Consider the following 20738-nt stretch of genomic DNA (forward strand, 5'->3'; position numbering starts at 1 on the left):
TCTGGACGCCATCAGGAATGGTTCAAAAATTTGCCGAAGTAAGTTCAATACCATCGAACGTTAAAACGCCTGAAGGTTCAAATCCAGGGCTGCCTAATCGTAAACCTTCAGGATGGCGAAGCAAATTAACCGTTCCTAATGTTTCGCTTATACTACCAATATCCCAAACAAACCCTGGCAGAGATACAGCATCATAAAGCGACGCTCCTAAAGCTTGTATATTTAATCCGGCGTCTAAAGATATTGCATCAGTAAGTTGAACCTTATCATTTTCATCAATCCCAACAGATATTTTGTTGGCTAGCGTAAGCGGAAAATTTAGAGCCGTTAAAGTGATTCCTGTATCCTCCTCCTTAAAAATCAAACCAAGCGAACCAGTCACTTGAGGATTAATATTTAAATCCACTTCTAAACCAGTCAAGGCATCTATTCCTACTGGCTGGTCGTTTTTAGTCGCTTTAAATGTGTGCTTTATGCTTGCATCAATGTTACCACCAGAATTGGCTATATATGTAGGCACAATGGGTGACTCATCCCAGAATTTTTTCGAGAAAATATCTCCTTTCCATATTCTTTGAAAGAAATTCTTGATGTCAGCTTCGTCTAATTTAAATTTCTCAAAGATTTGCGGATTTATTTCAACATTTGGAATACATAGAAAAGAGATGCCTAAATCAAGATTTATTGAATCATTGGTTTTATTGGTAATCGACCCGCCATAGCCGATTCCTGCCGAGATTGACGCAATTCCATCTGAGCCCTGAAAACTACCCAGATTTTTCTTTTTACTCCATGCATTCAAGCCAAAGGAGGGAAACTCATATGTTCCGTTACCTGGAATATCAATATTGAGATCTAGACCAATATTGAGCACAAAACGCGATGTAAAATTTAAATTAAAATCAAAACCCCCAGTCAAGGAGTTGTCCTCAATACTTGGCAAAGACCCAGCGAATTGAGTATAATTAAAATTCCCATTGTCTCCAGTACTGCTCTCGACAGATAATGTTGGAGTTATGGTTAACGTGGCAGCCTCCGAGGATTGACCATTCCCACTCTCCCAGTTTGCGATTCTTTCATTTATATCTAAACTTTTTGGTGCTTGAAGAACAATCGAGTCTATAGATGCAACGATGCCCTTGTATTTATTTTCCAGATTATTCCCCATACTAATACCCAATGGATTTGAAATAATTTTTTCGGCGCTGCTTATTGTAAAGAATGATGAAATGCCTTGAATCAGAGGTCCAGCATCTTTGATAAAGTCATGCTCAATTTCATTTAATATCTTCTGTTCCTCTTTTTGAATGTCAGCGCCTAGGGAGGCGAAAAACCCTTCAACTGTATCGGCAGCGGTTTTGAAGGGAGCCTCTATTCTTTGACCAATTGTTTCCAGTAAAGACAGAAGTGACAATGCATTAAATTTTGACTGAATAGATGATAATAAGATAACGGTGTTTTTTTTGATGTAACACGATCTTTTAATGTTTTGGCTATATCTGATTGTGCATCACCGCCATTTTAAATGCGAAAGGGACAAGCAGGGGGCGTTGAGTAGTCGCTATCGATCTCCCAACAAAACAACCTCACACCATCCACGCACCGCTAGTTGCAGTGTGTGATTGGTGTGTTGTAGATGGCTACTTCAAACGGAGGAGTAGAGCGCAACCAGGCAAAGCCCCCATAATGCGCGAACTGACACCAGCTCAATGCTCCGCCGCTTATCGATGGGTTAGGTCTGCAGCTTTAGTAATGACATTCCAATCTTAGAGTCGCAGTTGGTAGAGGGCGAAACCGACACTTAACCCACCATTTTTGCACTATTCATAAGTTCCATCAATTTCGCAGATTGGTCTAAGGCCAAAAAGACTTGCCAACCACAAATTGCGCCGCCAACCCCGACTAAGACCCAAAGGCTTTTGATCCAGTATTTGAGGTCATGCTTACTATGTTCATCAATCGCGTATGCAATAAGCATTCCAAATGCGGCAATGAGAGCGCCGATACAAAACAAGATTACGATCGCTGGTGCCATGTGTTTGCCTCACTTATTTGATTGATAGCAACAGAGCAACCCAATCGAAGCCTGGGAAACAAAACTCAAATCAGGCGGGTGGAAGCGGTTCCCGCCCAAATGGTGATTCAGACGGTTGCATTAATGGCTGAACAGACCTCATACCTCTGACCCTAGAACAATTCAAAGTCTTCCTGGAAAAAGTTAAAGGCGACACCAGCCTTCAGGAATAACTAACAGTAGCAAAGTTATATGAAGATGTAACAGGTATTGCTTGAGAAAATGGTCATGAATTTACTGCTGATAAGATCAACCTGCTCAGTGACGATGAGCTGGAAGGCGTTTTTGGGGGAGGATTTTCGTTTAAAGGGACTGGAATGTGGCAGGTTGTATGCCGCGGTTCTACTGGTGCAAGAAAGTGTAGTCTCTAAAGAGATAAGTAGTCTATCTCGTTATCAAAGTCCCTGCTAAATTGGGGGTTTTAATTGCTTCAATAGCCCAGCTAATCCCATAAGTAAGCCTTTAATTCCTGGCACGATTGAGCACAGTAAGTATTAGCCAAAGACACTGTAGAAGACCGTTGCTATGACTGCTGAACAGACCTGCTGCTACCCATGTCAGAAGAGCAACTCAAAGCCTTCCTGGAAAAAGTCAAAGGCGACACCAGTCTTCAGGAGAAGCTCAAAGCAGCGAATTCATCTGAAGATGTGGTGTCTATGGCTAAGGAGCACGGTCACGATTTTGGCACCGAACACATCAACCAGCTCAGTGATGAAGAACTAGAAGGCGTAGTAGGAGGTGGTAATTGGACAACATTGAATGTTTTAAAATGGTATGGTTGTTGTCCAAGGAATAAGCCTTAATAGTCTTCCTTCGCAAACATATGGCACCATCGCTCGCACTTGGTGGGCTTTTGATTGCTAACTGACATCGCTGCCGACCGTTGCTATGACTGCTGAACAGAACTCATACCCATGTCCCTAGAACAACTCAAGGCATTCCTCGCCAAGGTCAAAAAAGATTCCAATCTTCAGGAGAAGCTAAAAGCAGCTAAGTCACCTGATGAAGTTGTTTCTATTGCTAAAGAACATGGTCATGAATTCACCGCTGATAAGCTCAGTCAGCTCAATGAAGAGGAGCTGGAAGGAGTGGCAGGGGGTGGGAGGTGCTGTGCTGCTCGGTATAGTGGCTGTGCCGGGGGTACTATGGCTGGGACTTTATAAATAAATACTTCCCAGAACTTTTGCAGCTTAAACACTAACTCCTGCAATAACAGGAGTATTTTATTTCCCAATAGCCTGACTAGTTCCATAAATCAGTCTTCAATACCTTGCACGATTGAGTGCAGTAAGTATTAACCCAAGACACTGCAGCAGGCCGTTGCTATGACTGCTTAAAAGACCTGCTATCCATGTCCCTAGAACAACTCAAGGCCTTCCTAGAGAAGGTCAAAGGCGACACCACGCTTCAGGAAAAACTAAAAGCAGCTAAGTCCTCTGAAGATGTTGTGGGCATCGCTAAAGAACATGGTCATGAATTCACCGCTGATAAGATTAATCAGCTCAGTGAAGAGGAGCTGGAAGGTGTTTCGGGTGGTGGAAAGTCGAATGAAACGGGAGCTGCGTGCTTCTGTGGATTTTGAGTTGGCAAATTCCAAAGCTCTTCCCATAATGATCTTGCTACTAACTAATAACTATGTCTCTAGAACAACTCAAGGCTTTTCTTGAGAAGGTCAAAGGCGACACAAGTCTTCAAGACAAGCTACAAGCAGCTAAGTCGCCCGAAGACGTTGTGGCTATCGCTAAAGAGCATGGTCATGAATTTAAGTCAGATGATCTCAGTCAGCTCGGCGAAGAGGAGTTAGAAAATGTGGATGGCGGTGGAACTAGGGGGTACTGCAGCGGCGGCGGGGAAAATTACAGCATCCGTTGGCTTTAATATTTCTGCTGACCAGTTGTAGAGGGCTCAATCAGAAGTTTCTGACGAAGAACTGAGGCGCGGCTGGAAGTCTGAGTGTCTGTCTGGTATGACTATGTTTACCTGTGCCTATAATATTTTGATCCATGAGTTTCTAGCAACCAATGCGGCTGGCGATGCAGATTGGTAGGGCTGGGTGACAGGAAGGGTAGAGCTGGGACGGGTCGATCGGCTCACTCACCTCAAGCCTCCGCAGTTGTAGGGATTTTTATTGCTTCAATAGCCTTACTAATCCTATAAATCAACCTTCATTGCTTGGCTCGATTGAGCGCAGAAAGTATTAGCGAAAGACGCTACGGCAGACCATTATTATAGATGTTGAACTGATCTCATGCCCATGTCCCTAGAACAACTCAAGGCATTCCTCGCCAAGGTCAAATGTGATTCCAGTCTTCAGGAGAAACTAAAAGCAGCAAAGTCACTTGAAGATGTTGTGGCTATCGCTAAAGAAAATGGTCATGAATTTAAATCAGAGCATCTCAGTCAGCTCAGTGAAGAAGAGTTAGAAGGTGTGGCTGGTGGAAAGAAGATGCAACCAAAAAATTGTCACTTTATCGCCACGAACTGGTAAAATTATTCAAGCGAATGCGTTAATTTTGGTGCGGCTTAATGGTTGCTTGTTCTTGGTTTTACATCTTCAATGCCCCTGCATTGACAGGGGCTTTTTAACGCTTCAATAGCCTGATTGATCCCATAAATCTACCTATAACGTCTGGCACGATTGAGCGAAGTAATGATTGGTTAAAGGCAAGACAACGTCGCTGAAAGGGTAATGAAGGCGCATCCCCCCCCCCACAAAAAAAAAGAGTGAAGGCGCCCTGTGACCAACCTCACAGCCATGCTTGAGGCAGGTCATCGAGTGGAGCTGTGAAACCGGAGATGGTGTGTGCATCGGAGCCATGACCTCCACCACACCTTTAAACCAATGCCCAAAGCTGAACTCACCCTTGATCAACTTCAAACCGTCCACGGTGGTGCTGCATTGATGAAATTGGGGGATATCAAAGCTGAATATCGCCAGATCTTGCACCCCCAATACAAGACGGGATATCACACACCGTTTGGCACCGCCCGTAATCGCCTTGGCGCCAGTGCTCCCTCCAGTGTTTAGACAAATGGAAGTGCCACGAGCTTGGAGCCTGAATAGCGCGCTTAGTTAAGAGGTCAACGCAATGCTCCGCTCTCACGAGTGGGGTTTTTATTTTCCTGAAGTGGGCGGGTTGAAGCGTTGCCCGCTTAAGTGGTGATGTTAAGCAAGCAAATGCCACAAGAGCAACGATTACGACGGCAGCGATGGGTGCGAAGTGTTCATGTTGCCAGTGGAATGTCGATGACTCCTCCAATCGACTACTCGCAGCAACGCTCAATCAACAGGTGATCAGCCCTGGTTCAGCATCGGGTGCTGCAGCCGGTAGCCAAGAGCCTTGAGCCTGTCGTTACGAACGCGGCGTCCGTTACCGGAGGCCGGTGCGGGCCCGCCGCTCCAGTACACCGGCTCAAGTTGTTGGCGCTCCAAACTGAGGTTCACTAGATCACGAATCCGGATTGGTTCGTCGTTCACCACATTCACAACGCCGCTCCAGGCGCCATCCATGGCAGCAATCAAGGCACCGGCTGCGTCATGCACATGGACCCAGTTGCTGAATGTGCGACCGTCCCCTGTGCGCTCCCTGCCGGACAGTCCTTTGAGTCGATCATCCAGCTCACGCCCTGGTCCATACAGGGCAGCGAGTCTGAGGATGCAGACACGCCTTTTGCTGTCTCCCATCTCGGTGAGCAGTCGTTCGCTCTCCAGCAAGACCTCACGATGCCCAGTTCCAGCTGCAGGGGCTGTCGATTCATCCACCCAGTCACCGTCCGCGTCGCCATATACCGAACAGCTGCCGGTGTAGATGATCTGGTGCAGGTTAGGCAGATCAGGTAATAGAGATCTCAGGCAACGAAAGCTGTCAACGAAGGTCTGGCGGTAGCCATCAGCATTCACCTGTCGATTTCCTTTGGGAGCAAGACAGAACACAGCCGTATGGTTGCGCTGCAATGCGGCCAGCAGCTGTGCAGGGTCCGTTGCATCACAGAGCAGCAGCTGATCGGCAAGGTCGGTCAGAGCTGGATGCCGTTCGGTCACGGTGGTGGTCAAGGTCAGGGGAAGAATCGATCGGCGCGGTTGCAGTTGAAGCGCCACGACCTCACCGAGGTATCCGCAACCAACGATTGTCAGCCCCATGGCTCTATTGAGGGAAGAGATCAACCTAAGGAGTCTGAGAACCTGTAATGGTGATCAACATGACGGATCAATGGGTGCTGAATCGGCTCAACTTCCAGGGGTGCTGGCAGGGTCGTGGTCGATGGTTCGGGCGTGATTCGCAGGACCGGCTTGATCTCGCGTCACCGGTCAGGGTGATGGATCCCACGACATATGACATCTCATTCAGTGACCCCGATACCGGCGTTTGGGATGGATCCGGACTGTTTTTTGCCCAAGGCGGCAAGGCCAGGTATGAGATCAGCCGGAGCACGTACAACACCGGCGGCGGATGCTGGCAATTCCAAGGGGCTGGAGGTCAGTCCAGTCTTGTGCCGGATCCTGATCGCCGTCGCTTCGGGCACGAGATCAACCTGTTTCACGACCGGTCCCGATCCATGCTGGTCTTGCTCTGGGAGCCGGTGGGAACGCGTTGGCGTTTGCAGTTGGTGGGCGCCGTTGGTTTCCTTTGCCGTAATACTTCTGTGCGCAAGCCGGAACGTCTTGCATCGATGTCTCCCGAAGCGATGCTTGCATCGCTGGGGGGATGGTCCAGTGTGGCGGAGACGTTTTGGCCACAGCCTGGTTGCATCGGTCAGGTGAGTGCAGCTGAGCCGTCGGTTTTTGTCCCAGAGCAGTTCATGCGACACGCAAGGACTGCTGTCATGCCGGCTGGCCTCATTTTTTCGGTTCCTGAGTATCTGCCAGATGGTGCCTATCAGTTAGAGATTGGTTGTCTGCACACTGTCGAGTTGTTTCAGCAGCTCAGCATTGTGTTTGATGCCAATGGCAGTCTCACAACCTGGGAACGCCGACGGTTCCGGGCTAACACCAAAAAAGTCGATCCCTAAAACAACCGTCTATCAAGACAGCTGACTCCGGGTGAACACTTCTGCCTCTTAGAGCAACAAGAGTAACGAATCCGCCTTTCTATTCAATTAGATTACTGGGATTGATCTTACTCAATATTGCCAGCCAGTCACCATGTTAGCTCGACTCAGTTATTGAATATGCGTTGATGTTGTTTTTATGTGGGCTGCAATGTCCCCAATAAACACGCCATTCTGAAAAGTCGATTTTATCTATCTCTGTTCAACTGCGCTCAACCTCGCCAGATATTGGGTGGTATTTAAGGTTCTTAATAGATTGATTAAAGTAATAAAATCTCTTGTCAATGCAGGGGCTTTGATAAGTAGTCTATTTGATCTTGTCGTAATCTAGTACTAGGTTCTTCACGTATACATTTATTATCTACATTCAGTCCCAGGTAGACTCACAGTACCCCCAGCCAAGCCTTCCAGCTCTTCTTCACTGGGTTAAGTCATCTTATCACCAGTGAATTTATAACCATGTTCTTTGGCGATGCCTACAACCCGATGTAGCGATATTTGTCACACCACACAGCAGCGGATTGCCCTTGCTGAAGATGCTGATACTTATCAAGTATCGGACCCTCTGCCCAATAAGGCTCAAGGTCTAAGCGTGATAGCCAATCTTGAATACCTGAGAAGTAATCGAAGTAGCAAGGTTCAAGGTCACATTCACCAGTGCGAATGAAGTTGCGAACTGCGCTATGAACGGCAGTGCCTCTTGCAGTTGCTGATAGATGCTTACTACGGTTGGCGGCTTTGCCTGATGCTGCTCTGGACTTCTTGCCTTGAACGATCTTTGTATCAGTTTTAATAATTGATGAGACAGATGTATAGGGAAGCCCGTCAACAGCAAACTTGCCGGAGAACAGGGTGGTGCTAGTCACTTAATAATTCGGACAGTTTAAGTCCGTTGGATATACCTAGTCACATACTAAATGATTAGAAAAAGTAATAATCAACTAGGTGTACCCCAAAGCTCAAGGCAATAAAAAGCTCTCTAACTGCGCTCAGTCGTGCCAGGTATTGGAGGATTATTTATGGGATTAGTTGGGCTATTAAAGCGATAAGAAGCCCCTGTGGCTGCTGGGCTCAATGGATGAAGTGTCAAAAGATAAGGCCCTTAAATTGAAGGACCGAACCTAGTGGCTTTTTCTTTTGAATCTAAATCGTTATACCGCAGCCAAGGGCCACGCCACAGGGACATGTGAAAGCTGAGCTTTTACCCCCAGACACGCCCTCTAACTCATCTTCAGAAAGTTGAGTCCATTTAACAGCAGCTTCAGAACCAAAGTCGTGACCATGGTCTTTGGTGATGCTTACAACATCTTCAGGTGACTTTGCTGCTTTTAGTTTTTCCTGAAGACTGAGGTCGCCTTTGACCTTCTCTAGGAAGGCTTTGAGTTTTTCTTGTGACATGGGTATCAGGTCTGTTCAGCAGTCATAGCAACGGCTGACAGGAAGCGCCGTATTCACTTGCTTGACATAAAAAACCCCGCACTTGGCGGGGATAGTGATTTGTTGGTTGGATTTGAGCCACTTCTTCTTAGTGCTCTTCCCGTGCTTGTGAGGGATCTATTCCGTGATTTGTTGCACCACCGATCAAATCTTGCCCAAGTGCATCTTGGTGATCATAAGCATCGGATACCAGTGCGGTTTCTACGTTGAGTCGGTTCAGAGTTACAGGAGTGGAATCCATAGGTCTTAAGTCAGTAAAAATAGTTGTCCTTAGAAGATCTAATTCAATAAAATTCTTGGTTCAAGGAAGTGAGTGTAGTTTTCCTTCATTTGGTTCTGAATATATTCAGAATGAAGGCAGGTGGGTGCTTGTAGAGTGAATATGTTAGAAGACTTTTCTGTTCTAAGCTTAGGCTTGATTTATTTTCCTCGACATGGGCATTCTTAACAGCTTTTTTTCACTGTTTCAGGATAAGCGTGAAGTTCTTAATCTGGAAGAGTTTAATGATGAATTGGCGTTTAGGATTTCCTGGGATCCGCTGGTTGGGGGCGGTACGAATTTCTGCACGCACAGATTGCAGAAAATGCCTGGTCTTATGAACAGCTCGATCGAATTTAAACCAACTTTTGTTGCATATTTGTTTTCGCTCTTTTTTTCTGCCATGGGATTAATTGCTTGTTTTTTCACATTCTTCACAGGAGCGATGGATATCGGCGTATTGATAAGCTTGTCTTGTTTAGGGTTTGGTCTTTGGTCTTTATGGTGCCTTATTAAGCATAAATCAACTTTCAATGGTTCGACGCGAGTTTTTTGCAAGAATGAAAAATCTTTCGGGTTTGACGATATCTGTGCAATTCAGCTATTGCGAGAATATGTGAGTGGAAATAAAAATAGTTATTATAGTTATGAGTTGAATCTTGTTTGTATGAACGGAGAGCGTATCAATATTATTGATCATGGCGCGTTGCGTGCAATCCGCGAAGACGCCTCAATGCTTGCTGACTATTTATCTATTCCAGTTTGGGATGCTATTGATTTTCGCATTCCAGATTCTGGTCCCGATAGGGATCTCAAGGCTGAACTGCTCAGAAATAACCTTGGTTAATCTTTAGTTGTTGTCTCTAGGTGAAGGCAGCACTGGCCTGGGATTACGACGCCCTTGTTTTTTTCGATCTGCAGTCCCCCAAATGGGGGATCTAAGTGTCTTGAAGATCACTTGATCGGGTGATGTACGATCAGTTCAATTCAGCGATTGTGAATACATCGGAGGAAAGGCTTTCTTTATTTCATGAATATCTTATCTTTGCCTCATTGCTCTGAAAGCATCTTATCAACTAGGGAAAGTAAGACTTTGGAAATTCCTGGTAGTGCTGAAGCTTTTGATTGCCAAACAGCCAGGATAAAGAATCGCTTGATCTACGTTGATCAGATCAGAGCACTAATGATTGCATTAGTCATTTTCGTTCATGTTTTGCTGACCTTCCTGGGTAGTTTCATGGGTGTGCATATTTACATCAGTGAATCTCAGTATCCGGTCTTTGGCGGATTAGCTGTTTGGTTGCTTTTGTTCTGTAATACCTTCTTCATGTGCATGTTATTTCTTCTGTCGGGCTACTTCGTCCCTGGTTCAGTACATAAAAAGGGTGTGATGAGATATCTAAAACATCGCTTCCTTCGAATTGGTATCCCCTTCTTGGCTGGTCTCTTACTGATTAATAACGCTTCGATGCTCATAGCGAGACTCTCCCCGCCGAGCCCTTTAGCGGAATTGTCTTGGAACGAGATGCCTTTCCATCGCGTAGGGGTGCTGTGGTTTCTTGTTGTTCTGTTTTTCTTTGATTTGCTCTATTGCGCGTGGGTTGCGCTGCGAGGACATCGCTTTTCTGTCGATACCTCTGTACCCACACCGCAACTGCGCTCTTGGCTTATCAGTGCCGTCGTTCTTGCATTGCTTGAAGTGGTGATGACCACACGTGCAGACCTTTGGACTGCTTTAGGTCGGTCACCACTCGATGGCCTAGGTGCTCAGGGCATGCATGTCTTCACCTATGCCTTTTTGTTTTTTGTGGGGTGTAAGGCATCGTTCCATCACTGGTTGGAGCGCCTTGACACTCATTTGGTTTTGCGATGGTTTCGTTTTTCCTTTGTATTAGCGCTCAGCCTTCTAGCAATTTGCCTTGTTCTGTCAATCAACGGCAGTATGTCAAATGACTTTGGCAAGCTGTCACTTCTGACAGCTTTTTTAAATCCCTTCATTGGATGGGGAGTAATCACCTATCTCCTGTTGTGGTTCCAGCGCAATGAAAATAGCTATGGCCAGTGGCTTGCTACCGCTGGAGTTGATAGCTTCGGGGCCTATATCATTCATCCACTTGTGCTGGTGGTAGTGCTTAACGCGATTGGGTTCTATGGTCTCAATCCTTGGCTCATTGCTCTTTCTGCTACACCTCTCGGGATCGTTATTTCCTTTGGCATCGCCCATCAGCTCAGGCGTAGCCCAACTATCGCAAAGATCATCTAATTCAGAAATCACATATCGTCAGCAGATGATTGGTTGTGAATGCTTTGTTAGGGAGAGTTGGGTAGACCGCTATCGATTTCCCGACAAAGCACCTTTGGGTTTATTATTGTTGCGTAGGTTGAGGTTCAATAGATCATTTATGAACTGATTTGGTAAAACCTCTATACAAACGTAGCCAATTTATGCAAGTCGCTGCTATGAGGAAGGTATATATCCTTGCTTGACTTCAACCTTAGTCAACTCTACCCATTTGTAAAATCGTATTGAGGTTCTATGCCATCAGAAAAGTATGTCCAAGGCATGCAAGAAATGAGAACGCATTTTGGCGATGCTGCTGATCAATGGATCAAGGCAATTCACGCAATTTATCCTGAATTTGCAAAAGTAAATGTTGAATTCCCGTTTGGTGAACTATATAGACGTGATGTGGTCGACGACAGAATACGTGAGCTGTGTACCGTTGCAGCCTTGACTGTGCAGGGCTTTGCTCTTCAAGAACTTAAGATCCATATCAAGGGCGCACTAAATACTGGATCAAGCAAAGCAGAGATTCTTGAGATTATTACGCAGATGATTGCATATTGCGGATTTCCTGCTGCAACGAATGCATTGTTAGCAGCGCAGGAAGTGTTTGATGAAATGGAATCTACTTAATCGCAATAATATGAAAAAACTCAGTACAAAATTTTGGCGTGTATGGATTAATGATAAGGGTGAAAGTTGCCAGAGCATACATTCGCTTGTGGGATATAAGCAATCAGTTTTTGCTGAAGGAGCCGCACCAATCTGGAGTGCAATGCACTACAGCGATAGTACTAAGTTGATCACATTAATTCTAATGCCAGGTGAAATTGGTGAGTGGCATGAAAATCCAGTGCCTCAATGGATCATTCCTCTGCGTGGTCGTTGGAGCGTTGAGACGATGGATGGCGTGATTGTTGAAATGGGACCTGGAGACATCAGCTTTGGCGGTGATCAGGGAACAAACAATCAACAAGGACATCGATCTTGGGCTGTAGGCGAAATACCTGCTGAGCTTCTTTTGATTCAAGTGAAAGGACACCCTCCATGGAATCCTTGTGCTTAAACGAAGTCATACCATTGCCGAATTTATAGGCCCTTTTTGCTGTGAATGTCTTGACTAGTCGACATCCTTTTTGGGTCATTACGCTTAATAAGCGGTCGGTCCTGATTCGAAATCTGAAAATGATGGCGAAATCAGTTTGCTGATCCTGGGCAAACTGTGGCTTGTAATCAGTTGTTTCTGCCTGAAACCACCAGCCCTCATTTGGACATCAATTGCTTGTAAAGTTGCTGGGATCGATATTGGTGCTTTTTCAACTAGTCTAACGAAATCACTACGGACTGATGGAGTCGGGTCGTTTTGAGGATGGAGCGTTAGTGCCAGTTCCAAAATGTGATCACAGCCAAATTAGTGATTCACTCTGGTATGACTGCATTGAACTTCAGAAGGGGATACTGCCCTGGAGGCCTGGCGGGACTTGCTTTCTGGTGAGCTGTGCCGACTCGGGCAGTTGGTTTTGAGCCAATCACCAGAAGCTCACCAGAACATCTTGGGGTCTGCACCAGTGCTGTGTAGGGATGTTCACTAGAAGGGCTGTGATCTTGTAGGAGTCGAGGGGGCAACACCCCCAAACATTCAATCTTCACTCAAATGACTTCCACCATTTCTTCATTCACTCCTTCCACTCAGATTCTGGAAGCCGCTCAAAAACCTTAGGCCCTCGTTAACGCAGGCAACGCATTCAAGCCATTTCTCCCCAATGATGCTCAAGCAACTATTGAAGGAGTAGAGAAAGTCGCCAATGCGATGAACGCCACTGGCCAAGCTCTGAAGCACTTTGGTTTCGATGAAGCTGAGCCTGATCTCATCACCGGTGGTGGTCAGCCCATCATTCAATTCATGGGGAGCATTGGTTTCGATAACGCTGGCCCTCAAAACCTGATGAACGATTCCGTCACAAGTGGTGGGGTCACCATGGACGTCGATGATGATCTTGGGTTTTTCCCATTCGTTATCGCAGGAGCATCGTTCGCAAAACTGTTTGCTGGTGGAGCAGCTGCTGCCACAGCTTTAAAAGTAAAAGCTGCAGCTGCTATCGCAGGCGCTAAAGCAGTCACTGCAGGCCAAGTTGGCGCTACCGCTGTGTCTGGTGCCGTTTCTGGTGCTGCGTCCTTTGGGATGAGTAAAGCCTTGGGTGCTGACTTGGACAACGACTATGGTCAGCAGCCATGGATGCCCGAAGTGGCAGTCGATGTCTTGGCTTGAGGCCCAATCACCAACCAACCAATCACCCCCGCCACGAGCGGGGTTTTTTATTACCATCGCTGATGAAGACGATCACCCCGGCGAGGAGCGAGGTCAGTGCCACTCGAAATGTAAGCAGTGCTTCCAGAACAAAACTAATGTGATCAAAAGCCAAAACGGGATTGTTTTGGCTTCAAGAGGTCTTTCTGATCAAGGATTCAGAGCGGCAATGAACGATCAGTCGCGTACAGGTTTGTCTTTGACTTTGAGGGTGCTCTTCTTGGCTGCAGCCTTTGATGCGAGAGCCGCTTCTAGACGCTGAAGCTGCGCATCGCGCAATGCAGCGGAAATGCTGAGTGTGAGGTCAGTCATCGATTGGCGTTTCCGATTGCTGCAAGCGCAGGGCTTTGTGCTTTCGAAAGGGGGCCTTGAGATCCCAGAACTCGCGAAACATAAACAATCCGAAGCGCCTGACCAGGTAGCAAAAATGCTTAAGTCAGCGATTTGCAACATAATCATCGACAAGCTGCATCAATCCCACAGTGGGGAACCGGGGAGTCTGGGTTGAAACTGTGATTCGAACTGTGTACTAGCTATTAGTCTTTCAATGTGTCAGTGTTTTAATTCTTTTTCATAAGTAGAAAGCCCTCGTGAACATGCTGAGCATCAATAACGAGGTCGATCTTAGTACTATTCGCTGCCTCATCGCTACATCAAAATGTGTTTGTATTATAATATTTTCTGATTTTTTATCGGCTTGAGTGTGTTTAAATCCCCAGGATTAGTGGCGAATTGTGGATTTTTTTGCCTTTGGGATGATTAGTTCTTCGACAGGGATCTATGTAATTGCGTTCGCTTGATTATTTGATTCGCCGCAATCGCGTGTAAAGCTGTCTACCATTTTGTTCTAGCTTCCACCGCTACAAAGCATCTGGTAGGTTTTGTGCCTAAGCGATGAGGGGCTCGTAAGATTTTCATCCTCTTGTTGTTGCCCTGGTTTTTTAACACTAATTTTTCCTTCTCATGCTTTTGTAAGCTGCTGCTTCCTCAGATCTATGAATTTTAATTGTTTGGTTTGCTTCTGTAGTCCTTGAACCAGTTTCATCGCTTCGCAATTCCTATGTTCAAAAGGATGGTTGCTATTGATTCAATCTATGGCGCCTTGTGAATCTCCAATCTTTCTTATTGCGATGCTTACTGGTTCAGATCTTTTGTCAAGAGTTAATAAACTGGGAGACATTGCCCTCACTGACATTGCCACAGCCTGTGGTTATGTGTCCAAGAAAAAAGATGTTTTTGACCGAGTGAATTTCACTGTTTCTATGAGGCTCTTCTAAGTGCCAAGGGAATTGAACTCGGTAGTGGTTCGGCGGGTATTGGTATGGGCGGCCGTAAGCTCTCCTACATATCCAAAGTTCAGGGTAACGACAACCTTTTTGTGGGTAATGCCTACACAGCAATGCTGGAGCTCGTTCCTGGCGATGAATTTGAAATCAAACTCGTTAAGAAGGCCATTCGGCTTGCCCCTGTCGGTAGTGAGGAAGAAGCATAGGAGTGAGTTGCTATTGCCACTAAGCCCAATGTCCTTCGCTTTTTTGGGGGGCATTTCTTTTATTGATATTACAAGTTTTGAATGGCTATTGCCCTTTGGAAGTTACCTTGCGAAGTGATTGCTTTTTCAAGCGAGAATGTGTTTAACATGTCATCATGCGTTGATTATCTCTACTTTGATGCTTCGCTGCTTGTCTCTTGGTCTTCTGGCTACGGCTCTTGTTATTATCCCGCTTCCCCTAAGGGCTCAGGCCGATCATAATAAGCAGAGGGTTTTTTATATCGAGTGCAGTGGTAGAAAGACGCAAGGCTCTGGTGCTGCAACTGGTTTCCCGATGAATCATCCAATCCTTGTCCAGTACAAACTGGATCAGAATACATCATCACTAACTGAGATGGCGATAGACACGCGTGAGTTGACTGCGGGTCAAAAACCCATACCAGTTCAATTACATGGAAAGGTTTTGATTACAGAGTTCCGTAATCGCATTTTGCAGAAAGATTACGAGATTCAGATTCGTGGAGACGAGCGCTTGTTCTCGATCACCGTATTTCCGCCCAGTCGGATTGATCCTGATGCTTGGTATGGTCAATGCAATAATATTAAGTCACCTTGAAATTATATTTACTCTATAATGACAGCCTTTAGACGTATATAGGTCAGTCCTCTTTAGCTGGTTGAAAGCTTGTTGTTGCACTGCTTTATTGCTTTAATGTTCTTTTTTTTAAATCACTTACGTTTCTGATTCTTTGTGCTTTGCTAAGTCATTGACTAACGATTTGTTTCTGTACGGGTTGGCCTGACATATCATCCTTGTGTTTTCCCTGGTTCCCTGGACGGCTGATTCGATGCGCAGGAGATGGTCGGTCTAAGTCTATCGGCGTGATAACACTGTATTACTTAGCGACCTGTCTTCGATAGTCAAAGTTCCTTACGGTAATCCCTCATTCAATGGATGCTTAGGAATTCAGTGCGATGACAACTACGATCACAGGATTTGGCCCTTTTGAGGCACAGCACGCGCCCAGTCTGATCTTCTATACCTTCGCTTGTTCTCTGATCCCTACTTTCCTGGTGGTGGGATCGGTCTTTTTTAAAAATCGAGCTGTTTGCTCTGTGCAGGTTCCCGTTTCAGTCTGTGGCGCTGTCCGCCCAAAACCGCATGCATTGCGATACGAATCAATCATCCTCTTCTTGAGCTCTGAGCCTTCAGTGCTCCCTGTTTGGGTTTGAGTTATGGATTGCTTCATCACCAAGTTAAAGACGGTTCACATTTGATGACTCTCTGTCTCAACTTGGTCATTGCAGTTCAGATCTCTACCAGAGCCCTGACCCAATTTAGGTTTGCAGATCATCGAAAGCTTGATCATTCTGTCTATCAGTGTTGTTTCCTGTTGCTGATGTTGATCAGTTCTAAGCCTTACAGTGCAACTGAAGGCTGAGAATGTTCTGCAGATCAAATGTTTGGCGCTCGACCATGTTTTGACTGGTCTAATGACGTGTGTTGGCTCCTTCTTGGTTCCGAGTTGATCAAAAATGATGGACGAGATAGTCCCTTGAAAATTTCGCGATCTAATAATGATCTTTTTAGAAAAATTTAAAAATACAGTATGATTAACTTTGAAATTGTCGAATTGTCGAGTGAGTTTTTCGCTATCTCTGAGCTTTCATTGTTGATTTGTTTTTACAAGTAGCTTTGAGGTTTTGATTTTTTGTGTCCAAGACCGATTCGTTATGATCTTGGACACGTTTTTGACAGCTGTTGATTAATACCTTCAGTGAGCGTGCAGGCTTGTGGCTTAAACCAACTCAGGAATTAACTCAGATACGTTTGGCAATGGGTCTGGTTTCCCATCAGCAATGGCTCGTGCACGCAGGTAAAATCAGTTCTCGGTGTCGCCATTTGTTTCCAACTTTTCTGCAATGGCGATCCAGTTGTTGATTTCGGCTTGATCCATGACGATGTTTCATACCTATTCATTATCAGCAGTAGCCGACGCTTCTGTGACTTCCTTAGGTCGTAATGACCGTCACTCAAGTAGATCCGTATAGGAAAGGCATCGCGATTACCATCATGCGATAGCACTAGGAGGCCACGAGATCTACCTAAGCCGATGAAGAATTAATTCTCTTGACACGAGTTGTCTTTGATTAAGATAACAACTTCCGTTAAATGCTTATTTTTTCCACTTTCTCGAGTTTGTTTTTGCTCCTTCTAGTGTTCAATCTGATTGCTCGTTGAAGTGACGCTGTCGTTTGAAGTTCAGCTGATGTCTTCATTGCTACATCTGATCCCAAAACAAATCCAGATATTTGTTGATTGATTGGCTGAGGGGGTTGATGCTTCGGACGTCTCATTGGTATCAAATGGCTTCATTCACAGTCACGATGGTCACGGACGCAGGCGAACAAGCCTTCACCTGTGACGATGATCAATACATCCTTGATGCTGCTGAAGAAGCAGGTGTTGATTTGCCTTACTCCTGCAAGTCGGGTGCATGCTCAACTTGTGCAGGTAAGGTTTCGGAGGGGACTCTCGATCAAAGTGATCAAAGCTTCCTCGATGACGAGCAGATGGAGGAAGGCTTCAGTCTTCTTTGTGTCGCCTACCCCCGTAGCGATTGCAAAATCCAGGCTGAGGCTGAGGAACTACTCGCATAGGAGAAAAACAAGTCTCTGGTCTGGTCAACACCGCAATGGTCAGTGCACCCGTTAATCACTCATTCGGATGTTTCGGGTTCGGTGACCAGGGACTGTTCAATCTGCAGAAGTGAGCGTCCGTCTGCATCGACAAGAATCCTTGTCACCACGGACGGAGAGTCTGTTAACTGCTCCCAACCAGGTGAACCGCCAGGAATCTTGAATTCAAGCCCTTTAGCTCCAGCGTGGACTAAGCATGGATTGTTCGAGGCACTTTGATACATGCAAAGACCTGGCCGATAAATTCTCAGACCGCCATTCCTCCGCGTTGCAGCGCCCCGAGCAAGATTTAAGGCTCGGCGTGCAGCAAATGGATCGTTTCGCACAAATTGATTCACTAATTCAGGATCGGGAGATGTTTCGGCGTACGGACTTGGTCCACTGCTGATCTCCGGATCTGTTAATGGTTGATTAGAACTTTCTGTAGTGGCTTCATCTGGTGATGTGATCGTTGAATCCATCGGGGTGATACGTTCACAACTCACTTCAGGTGTGCTGAGATCGATCAAACTCGCTGCGACCGGACGTCGAGTCTCCCTTTCGAAGCACTGATAGTTCATGACATCGCTTTGTGCTGTCCTTGCTGTCGTGAGTAGCAATACTGCCCATCCCAAGCAGATGCTCAGTTGTTGTCTTGGGATCCTGGATGTTGTTTTGTTCAAGACGTCGTGAGGTTGAGATGTTTGCTTAGTTGGATTGCTACCTTGTCTGCTCAATCAGGACTGGTTTGGGCCATGGTTGACGACATCAGCTCATTAATTTGAAAGATGTGCTGGCTCCATCACAGCTTCAGGATTTAGCTTGAGACTCATCAGTGTGACTAGCTCATGCTTTGCGCGGGAATTGTGGCTGCGTTGTTTGAATTGACATCTGACGTCACAACGCATTCCTAGCAACCCGTTCAAGCGGTGGATGCTTATATCTCCATCGAGGTGTCTCTGACGCAAGGCACAGGGGCTCGGTCCGAGTTTCCGGTGACTCCTTCCCAGTAGGAAGCTGGTTTGACCATCACCAATGTCAGTACTCCTGTAGCACTCAGTAATAACAGCAGCCCAATGGTGCGTAAGAGCCGGTGCGTGACGTCGTCTGGGTGGCGCTCTTTCCTGGCCATGGCAATCCATCGGTTGAGTTAATTCTGGCGATCACTTGGAGCACAACGGTTAACGCATCGGAGGGTGGCACTTGCGCCAGCCAACAACTTGCATGTTTTTCCTGGCCATTACAGCGTTGTTCCGCAGCATGTGTCTTTCTCTCTGCGGGACTGGTGGATGAGGTCTGACCCAGCGATAAGTATTCAAGATCACCCATTGGCCGTGAGCAGTGGGGTTGTCATTCCTGAACCTCACCAGCAATTGCGCATCACCATTCACCAGCCAGCCCTCGCCTCCGGGCTTTGGTGGGGATTTATGAGGGCGCGACAGCGATTCGGCATTGGTGGAGTCTGTACTTCGGATGTCACCAGCGAAGGCAGGTGTCTCCAAACCCCGCCCCCTGCTGATCACCGGCTGACCCTTTCGGAGCCTGATGATGATGCTGCCGTCCGTTCCAGGCAACAGCACCGTGTAGGGCACGATCCCGCAGTAGCTCGCCTGGAAGGAAAGCTGATCACGATCCTGCCGGCCTTTCAAAGCAGCAGCATCGCGGGAGACCGTTACCCCGTTGACGCACCCATACGCGCGTCATGCAAAACCTAGCAATTGTGTTGTTGCGCGTATGCGTTTATGCGCAACAACACAATTGCGCATGTCTGTGCAGCCTCGGTCGTTCGAGCAGCTCCCCAATCGCTGCGCTCTGTATCAGCCTCAGTAGGGAGTGTTCGAAATTCGCTCAACCTTGCTGTAATTCTTGGCTAGCTATTTGTTTTGAAGGTCATCCACAAACCTGCTTTAGACCGGTTTTAGAATTAATCTGATTGGATGTTTTGCGGTTTGATATCTCTTGGATCGAGGATAAGCTTTTGGGTCTCATCGAGACTGTTTTGTGTTAATTTTCAGGAAGATTTAGCAGAGTTATAGTTAGCGAAGCTTTCTGCGATTGTTGCTTTGCAGTATTTTGCCAGTCTAGTCGATAGTTCAAAACCTTCCGTGACATCACCATGGATGCCGGTATATTGATGCTAAAGCATTGTTAAAACTAGTTCCTGCATTGACAATATGATTGGATTTTTAGGCTTTAGGACGGCCTTTGCCCGGGCTGGGTGCACGTGACTTTAAACCATGAAACTCCTGAATTTTCCTGATAAAATAATTCAAAACTAGTGGCCAACCAAAAGCAAGCAGGGCTGGTCAGGTTGATATGGTTCTTTCTATCAACATCAGACCTCATGCTCCTTGTATGATCCTTTGATATCTTTCAGTGCTATCCCATTGAGGCTTGAATCATCTCAAGATCACCAGTTAAGCTACTTCTAAGATTTTGATCCACTTATATTGCTTCTTTGGTTGTGGATGTATGTCTCCCCTAAAGATTAAACATCTTCTTGCATCCTCCCAAAGTGATGACGCATTGCACGTTCTTTGATTGCGTGTTGAAAACCCGATATGTTTTGCCTGTGGCCATACACTTCGTGCGGGCACTGACAAAAGCTTTAAATTCTGTTTTGTATTGAATTTCTGGAACCCATACCTCCTTTTCGGACGATGTGTCGTTCAATCGCTCGATGGTATACATGCATGACCGGTAGATAATTCATCTTTGCCGCCACCGAAGCAAATAGGTGAAATTCACAGCTTCTTGTTGGGATCATCGATCCAATGCTCCTTGGAGTGAGTTCAGGCTCTGAGGGAGTGTCGGTCAAGGGTTTTTTGTGCTGTGCTCCCCGCTATCCCTGGGCTCGAACCTCGTCAGTCGAGTGCAAGTTGACCGATTGAGTGCGACAACTTGTCAGAGAGCACTCCAGGCATTGCCTCATCGTTCGATCAAGTCATGCACTGTGGCGCTCTTGAGATCAAAACTTGATCTGAGCTGACTACAAGCTTTGTGATTGCCTGATGGCCCATGCACTAGCAGCTTGCTGTTGCTGCCAAGCGACTAACAGATCTTTGGCAATCGATCGAAGCTGCTGTACATCTTTGGAGTTGTCGATTTCCCTGGAAAATTTCTCGATTTCAAACTTTTGTCCCAGAGTCAAAGCAA

At 46.2% G+C, this 20738-nt stretch carries 24 protein-coding genes and 1 pseudogene; 15 read left to right on the forward strand and 10 right to left on the reverse strand.

From position 1 onward, the window contains the following. Positions 1-22 precede the first annotated feature (22 nt). Positions 23-1414, reverse strand: coding sequence for a hypothetical protein (locus SynBIOSU31_RS04140; protein WP_186492229.1), 1392 nt, complete (start codon positions 1412-1414; stop codon positions 23-25). A 387-nt stretch (positions 1415-1801) separates the two neighbouring features. Beyond that, positions 1802-2035, reverse strand: coding sequence for a hypothetical protein (locus tag SynBIOSU31_RS04145; RefSeq protein ID WP_186492230.1), 234 nt, complete (start codon positions 2033-2035; stop codon positions 1802-1804). Positions 2036-2628: 593 nt separating this feature from the next. On the opposite strand from SynBIOSU31_RS04145, the gene SynBIOSU31_RS04150 reads away from it, so the two are divergent. The 6 genes from SynBIOSU31_RS04150 (at position 2629) to SynBIOSU31_RS04175 (ending at position 5102) form a co-directional block, all read left to right on the forward strand. Next, complete coding sequence (locus SynBIOSU31_RS04150) at positions 2629-2877, forward strand: Nif11-like leader peptide family natural product precursor (protein WP_186492231.1); 249 nt, start codon at positions 2629-2631, stop codon at positions 2875-2877. Between the two features lie 111 nt (positions 2878-2988). Beyond that, positions 2989-3237, forward strand: a complete 249-nt coding sequence (locus tag SynBIOSU31_RS04155; RefSeq protein ID WP_186492232.1) for a Nif11-like leader peptide family natural product precursor — start codon at positions 2989-2991, stop codon at positions 3235-3237. A 188-nt stretch (positions 3238-3425) separates the two neighbouring features. Further along, positions 3426-3656: a Nif11-like leader peptide family natural product precursor gene (locus SynBIOSU31_RS04160; protein ID WP_186492233.1), complete on the forward strand. Its 231-nt coding sequence runs from the start codon at positions 3426-3428 to the stop codon at positions 3654-3656. Positions 3657-3709: 53 nt separating this feature from the next. Continuing rightward, on the forward strand, positions 3710-3952 hold the full coding sequence (locus tag SynBIOSU31_RS04165; RefSeq protein ID WP_186492234.1) for a Nif11-like leader peptide family natural product precursor: 243 nt from the start codon (positions 3710-3712) through the stop codon (positions 3950-3952). 376 nt (positions 3953-4328) lie between these two features. After that, positions 4329-4562: a Nif11-like leader peptide family natural product precursor gene (locus SynBIOSU31_RS04170; RefSeq protein ID WP_186492235.1), complete on the forward strand. Its 234-nt coding sequence runs from the start codon at positions 4329-4331 to the stop codon at positions 4560-4562. 354 nt (positions 4563-4916) lie between these two features. Then, positions 4917-5102, forward strand: coding sequence for a hypothetical protein (locus tag SynBIOSU31_RS04175; RefSeq protein WP_186492236.1), 186 nt, complete (start codon positions 4917-4919; stop codon positions 5100-5102). 267 nt (positions 5103-5369) lie between these two features. On the opposite strand, the gene SynBIOSU31_RS04180 is transcribed toward SynBIOSU31_RS04175, so the two are convergent. Continuing rightward, on the reverse strand, positions 5370-6215 hold the full coding sequence (locus SynBIOSU31_RS04180; protein WP_186492237.1) for an NAD-dependent epimerase/dehydratase family protein: 846 nt from the start codon (positions 6213-6215) through the stop codon (positions 5370-5372). A gap of 59 nt (positions 6216-6274) precedes the next feature. On the opposite strand from SynBIOSU31_RS04180, the gene SynBIOSU31_RS04185 reads away from it, so the two are divergent. Further along, entirely contained in the window at positions 6275-7084 is an 810-nt protein-coding gene (locus SynBIOSU31_RS04185; protein ID WP_186492238.1) for a hypothetical protein, read from the forward strand. Positions 7085-7599: 515 nt separating this feature from the next. Here SynBIOSU31_RS04185 and SynBIOSU31_RS04190 read toward each other — a convergent pair. Continuing rightward, positions 7600-7989, reverse strand: a complete 390-nt coding sequence (locus tag SynBIOSU31_RS04190; protein WP_186492239.1) for a hypothetical protein — start codon at positions 7987-7989, stop codon at positions 7600-7602. Between the two features lie 277 nt (positions 7990-8266). Then, entirely contained in the window at positions 8267-8521 is a 255-nt protein-coding gene (locus SynBIOSU31_RS04195) for a Nif11-like leader peptide family natural product precursor (RefSeq protein ID WP_186492240.1), read from the reverse strand. Positions 8522-8994: 473 nt separating this feature from the next. Between SynBIOSU31_RS04195 and SynBIOSU31_RS04200 the strand changes: the two genes are divergently transcribed. The 4 genes from SynBIOSU31_RS04200 to SynBIOSU31_RS04215 all read left to right on the forward strand — a co-directional run bounded on the left by SynBIOSU31_RS04200 (position 8995) and on the right by SynBIOSU31_RS04215 (position 12169). Beyond that, a complete protein-coding gene (locus tag SynBIOSU31_RS04200; protein WP_186492241.1) occupies positions 8995-9666 on the forward strand; it encodes a hypothetical protein in 672 nt (223 codons plus the stop codon). Between the two features lie 183 nt (positions 9667-9849). Then, positions 9850-11082, forward strand: a complete 1233-nt coding sequence (locus SynBIOSU31_RS04205; RefSeq protein WP_186492242.1) for an acyltransferase family protein — start codon at positions 9850-9852, stop codon at positions 11080-11082. Positions 11083-11355: 273 nt separating this feature from the next. Further along, positions 11356-11736 carry a carboxymuconolactone decarboxylase family protein gene (locus tag SynBIOSU31_RS04210; RefSeq protein ID WP_186492243.1) on the forward strand — a complete coding sequence of 127 codons (381 nt, stop codon included), beginning with the start codon at positions 11356-11358 and terminating at the stop codon, positions 11734-11736. Next, entirely contained in the window at positions 11717-12169 is a 453-nt protein-coding gene (locus tag SynBIOSU31_RS04215) for a cupin domain-containing protein (protein WP_255477353.1), read from the forward strand. Before SynBIOSU31_RS04210 ends, SynBIOSU31_RS04215 begins: the two co-directional genes overlap by 20 nt. Positions 12170-12775: 606 nt before the next feature. Here SynBIOSU31_RS04215 and SynBIOSU31_RS04220 read toward each other — a convergent pair. Further along, positions 12776-13042, reverse strand: a complete 267-nt coding sequence (locus SynBIOSU31_RS04220) for a hypothetical protein (protein ID WP_186492244.1) — start codon at positions 13040-13042, stop codon at positions 12776-12778. A 6-nt stretch (positions 13043-13048) separates the two neighbouring features. On the opposite strand from SynBIOSU31_RS04220, the gene SynBIOSU31_RS04225 reads away from it, so the two are divergent. Then, complete coding sequence (locus SynBIOSU31_RS04225; protein ID WP_186492245.1) at positions 13049-13372, forward strand: hypothetical protein; 324 nt, start codon at positions 13049-13051, stop codon at positions 13370-13372. Between the two features lie 216 nt (positions 13373-13588). On the opposite strand, the gene SynBIOSU31_RS14720 is transcribed toward SynBIOSU31_RS04225, so the two are convergent. Beyond that, positions 13589-13723, reverse strand: a complete 135-nt coding sequence (locus SynBIOSU31_RS14720; RefSeq protein WP_255477354.1) for a hypothetical protein — start codon at positions 13721-13723, stop codon at positions 13589-13591. A gap of 818 nt (positions 13724-14541) precedes the next feature. Between SynBIOSU31_RS14720 and SynBIOSU31_RS04230 the strand changes: the two are divergent. The 3 genes and pseudogenes from SynBIOSU31_RS04230 (at position 14542) to SynBIOSU31_RS04240 (ending at position 17564) form a co-directional block, all read left to right on the forward strand. Continuing rightward, positions 14542-14903: pseudogene (locus tag SynBIOSU31_RS04230) on the forward strand (AbrB family transcriptional regulator). A 190-nt stretch (positions 14904-15093) separates the two neighbouring features. After that, on the forward strand, positions 15094-15519 hold the full coding sequence (locus tag SynBIOSU31_RS04235; protein ID WP_186492246.1) for a hypothetical protein: 426 nt from the start codon (positions 15094-15096) through the stop codon (positions 15517-15519). 1751 nt (positions 15520-17270) lie between these two features. Next, positions 17271-17564 (forward strand): ferredoxin, encoded by a 294-nt coding sequence (locus SynBIOSU31_RS04240; protein WP_186492247.1) that lies wholly within the window; start codon positions 17271-17273, stop codon positions 17562-17564. Between the two features lie 59 nt (positions 17565-17623). Here SynBIOSU31_RS04240 and SynBIOSU31_RS04245 read toward each other — a convergent pair whose 3' ends face one another. The 3 genes from SynBIOSU31_RS04245 to SynBIOSU31_RS14725 form a co-directional block, all read right to left on the reverse strand. Continuing rightward, positions 17624-18064 (reverse strand): hypothetical protein, encoded by a 441-nt coding sequence (locus tag SynBIOSU31_RS04245; RefSeq protein ID WP_186492248.1) that lies wholly within the window; start codon positions 18062-18064, stop codon positions 17624-17626. 455 nt (positions 18065-18519) lie between these two features. Continuing rightward, on the reverse strand, positions 18520-18714 hold the full coding sequence (locus SynBIOSU31_RS04250) for a hypothetical protein (protein ID WP_186492249.1): 195 nt from the start codon (positions 18712-18714) through the stop codon (positions 18520-18522). 49 nt (positions 18715-18763) lie between these two features. Then, positions 18764-19231, reverse strand: a complete 468-nt coding sequence (locus SynBIOSU31_RS14725; protein ID WP_255477355.1) for a DUF1651 domain-containing protein — start codon at positions 19229-19231, stop codon at positions 18764-18766. Between the last annotated feature and the right edge of the window lie 1507 nt (positions 19232-20738).

It is taken from the genome of Synechococcus sp. BIOS-U3-1 (assembly GCF_014279975.1).
In the GTDB taxonomy this organism is placed as follows: domain Bacteria; phylum Cyanobacteriota; class Cyanobacteriia; order PCC-6307; family Cyanobiaceae; genus Synechococcus_C.

Coding starts and splice junctions, on each gene's coding strand:
- SynBIOSU31_RS04145 (WP_186492230.1), bottom strand. CDS start 2,035: ATGGCACCAGCGATCGTAATCTTGTTTTGTATCGGCGCTCTCATTGCC.
- SynBIOSU31_RS04150 (WP_186492231.1), top strand. CDS start 2,629: ATGTCAGAAGAGCAACTCAAAGCCTTCCTGGAAAAAGTCAAAGGCGAC.
- SynBIOSU31_RS04155 (WP_186492232.1), top strand. CDS start 2,989: ATGTCCCTAGAACAACTCAAGGCATTCCTCGCCAAGGTCAAAAAAGAT.
- SynBIOSU31_RS04160 (WP_186492233.1), top strand. CDS start 3,426: ATGTCCCTAGAACAACTCAAGGCCTTCCTAGAGAAGGTCAAAGGCGAC.
- SynBIOSU31_RS04165 (WP_186492234.1), top strand. CDS start 3,710: ATGTCTCTAGAACAACTCAAGGCTTTTCTTGAGAAGGTCAAAGGCGAC.
- SynBIOSU31_RS04170 (WP_186492235.1), top strand. CDS start 4,329: ATGTCCCTAGAACAACTCAAGGCATTCCTCGCCAAGGTCAAATGTGAT.
- SynBIOSU31_RS04175 (WP_186492236.1), top strand. CDS start 4,917: ATGCCCAAAGCTGAACTCACCCTTGATCAACTTCAAACCGTCCACGGT.
- SynBIOSU31_RS04180 (WP_186492237.1), bottom strand. CDS start 6,215: ATGGGGCTGACAATCGTTGGTTGCGGATACCTCGGTGAGGTCGTGGCG.
- SynBIOSU31_RS04185 (WP_186492238.1), top strand. CDS start 6,275: ATGACGGATCAATGGGTGCTGAATCGGCTCAACTTCCAGGGGTGCTGG.
- SynBIOSU31_RS04195 (WP_186492240.1), bottom strand. CDS start 8,521: ATGTCACAAGAAAAACTCAAAGCCTTCCTAGAGAAGGTCAAAGGCGAC.
- SynBIOSU31_RS04200 (WP_186492241.1), top strand. CDS start 8,995: ATGGGCATTCTTAACAGCTTTTTTTCACTGTTTCAGGATAAGCGTGAA.
- SynBIOSU31_RS04205 (WP_186492242.1), top strand. CDS start 9,850: ATGAATATCTTATCTTTGCCTCATTGCTCTGAAAGCATCTTATCAACT.
- SynBIOSU31_RS04210 (WP_186492243.1), top strand. CDS start 11,356: ATGCCATCAGAAAAGTATGTCCAAGGCATGCAAGAAATGAGAACGCAT.
- SynBIOSU31_RS04215 (WP_255477353.1), top strand. CDS start 11,717: ATGAAATGGAATCTACTTAATCGCAATAATATGAAAAAACTCAGTACA.
- SynBIOSU31_RS04225 (WP_186492245.1), top strand. CDS start 13,049: ATGAACGATTCCGTCACAAGTGGTGGGGTCACCATGGACGTCGATGAT.
- SynBIOSU31_RS14720 (WP_255477354.1), bottom strand. CDS start 13,723: ATGACTGACCTCACACTCAGCATTTCCGCTGCATTGCGCGATGCGCAG.
- SynBIOSU31_RS04240 (WP_186492247.1), top strand. CDS start 17,271: ATGGCTTCATTCACAGTCACGATGGTCACGGACGCAGGCGAACAAGCC.
- SynBIOSU31_RS04245 (WP_186492248.1), bottom strand. CDS start 18,064: ATGGATTCAACGATCACATCACCAGATGAAGCCACTACAGAAAGTTCT.
- SynBIOSU31_RS04250 (WP_186492249.1), bottom strand. CDS start 18,714: ATGGCCAGGAAAGAGCGCCACCCAGACGACGTCACGCACCGGCTCTTA.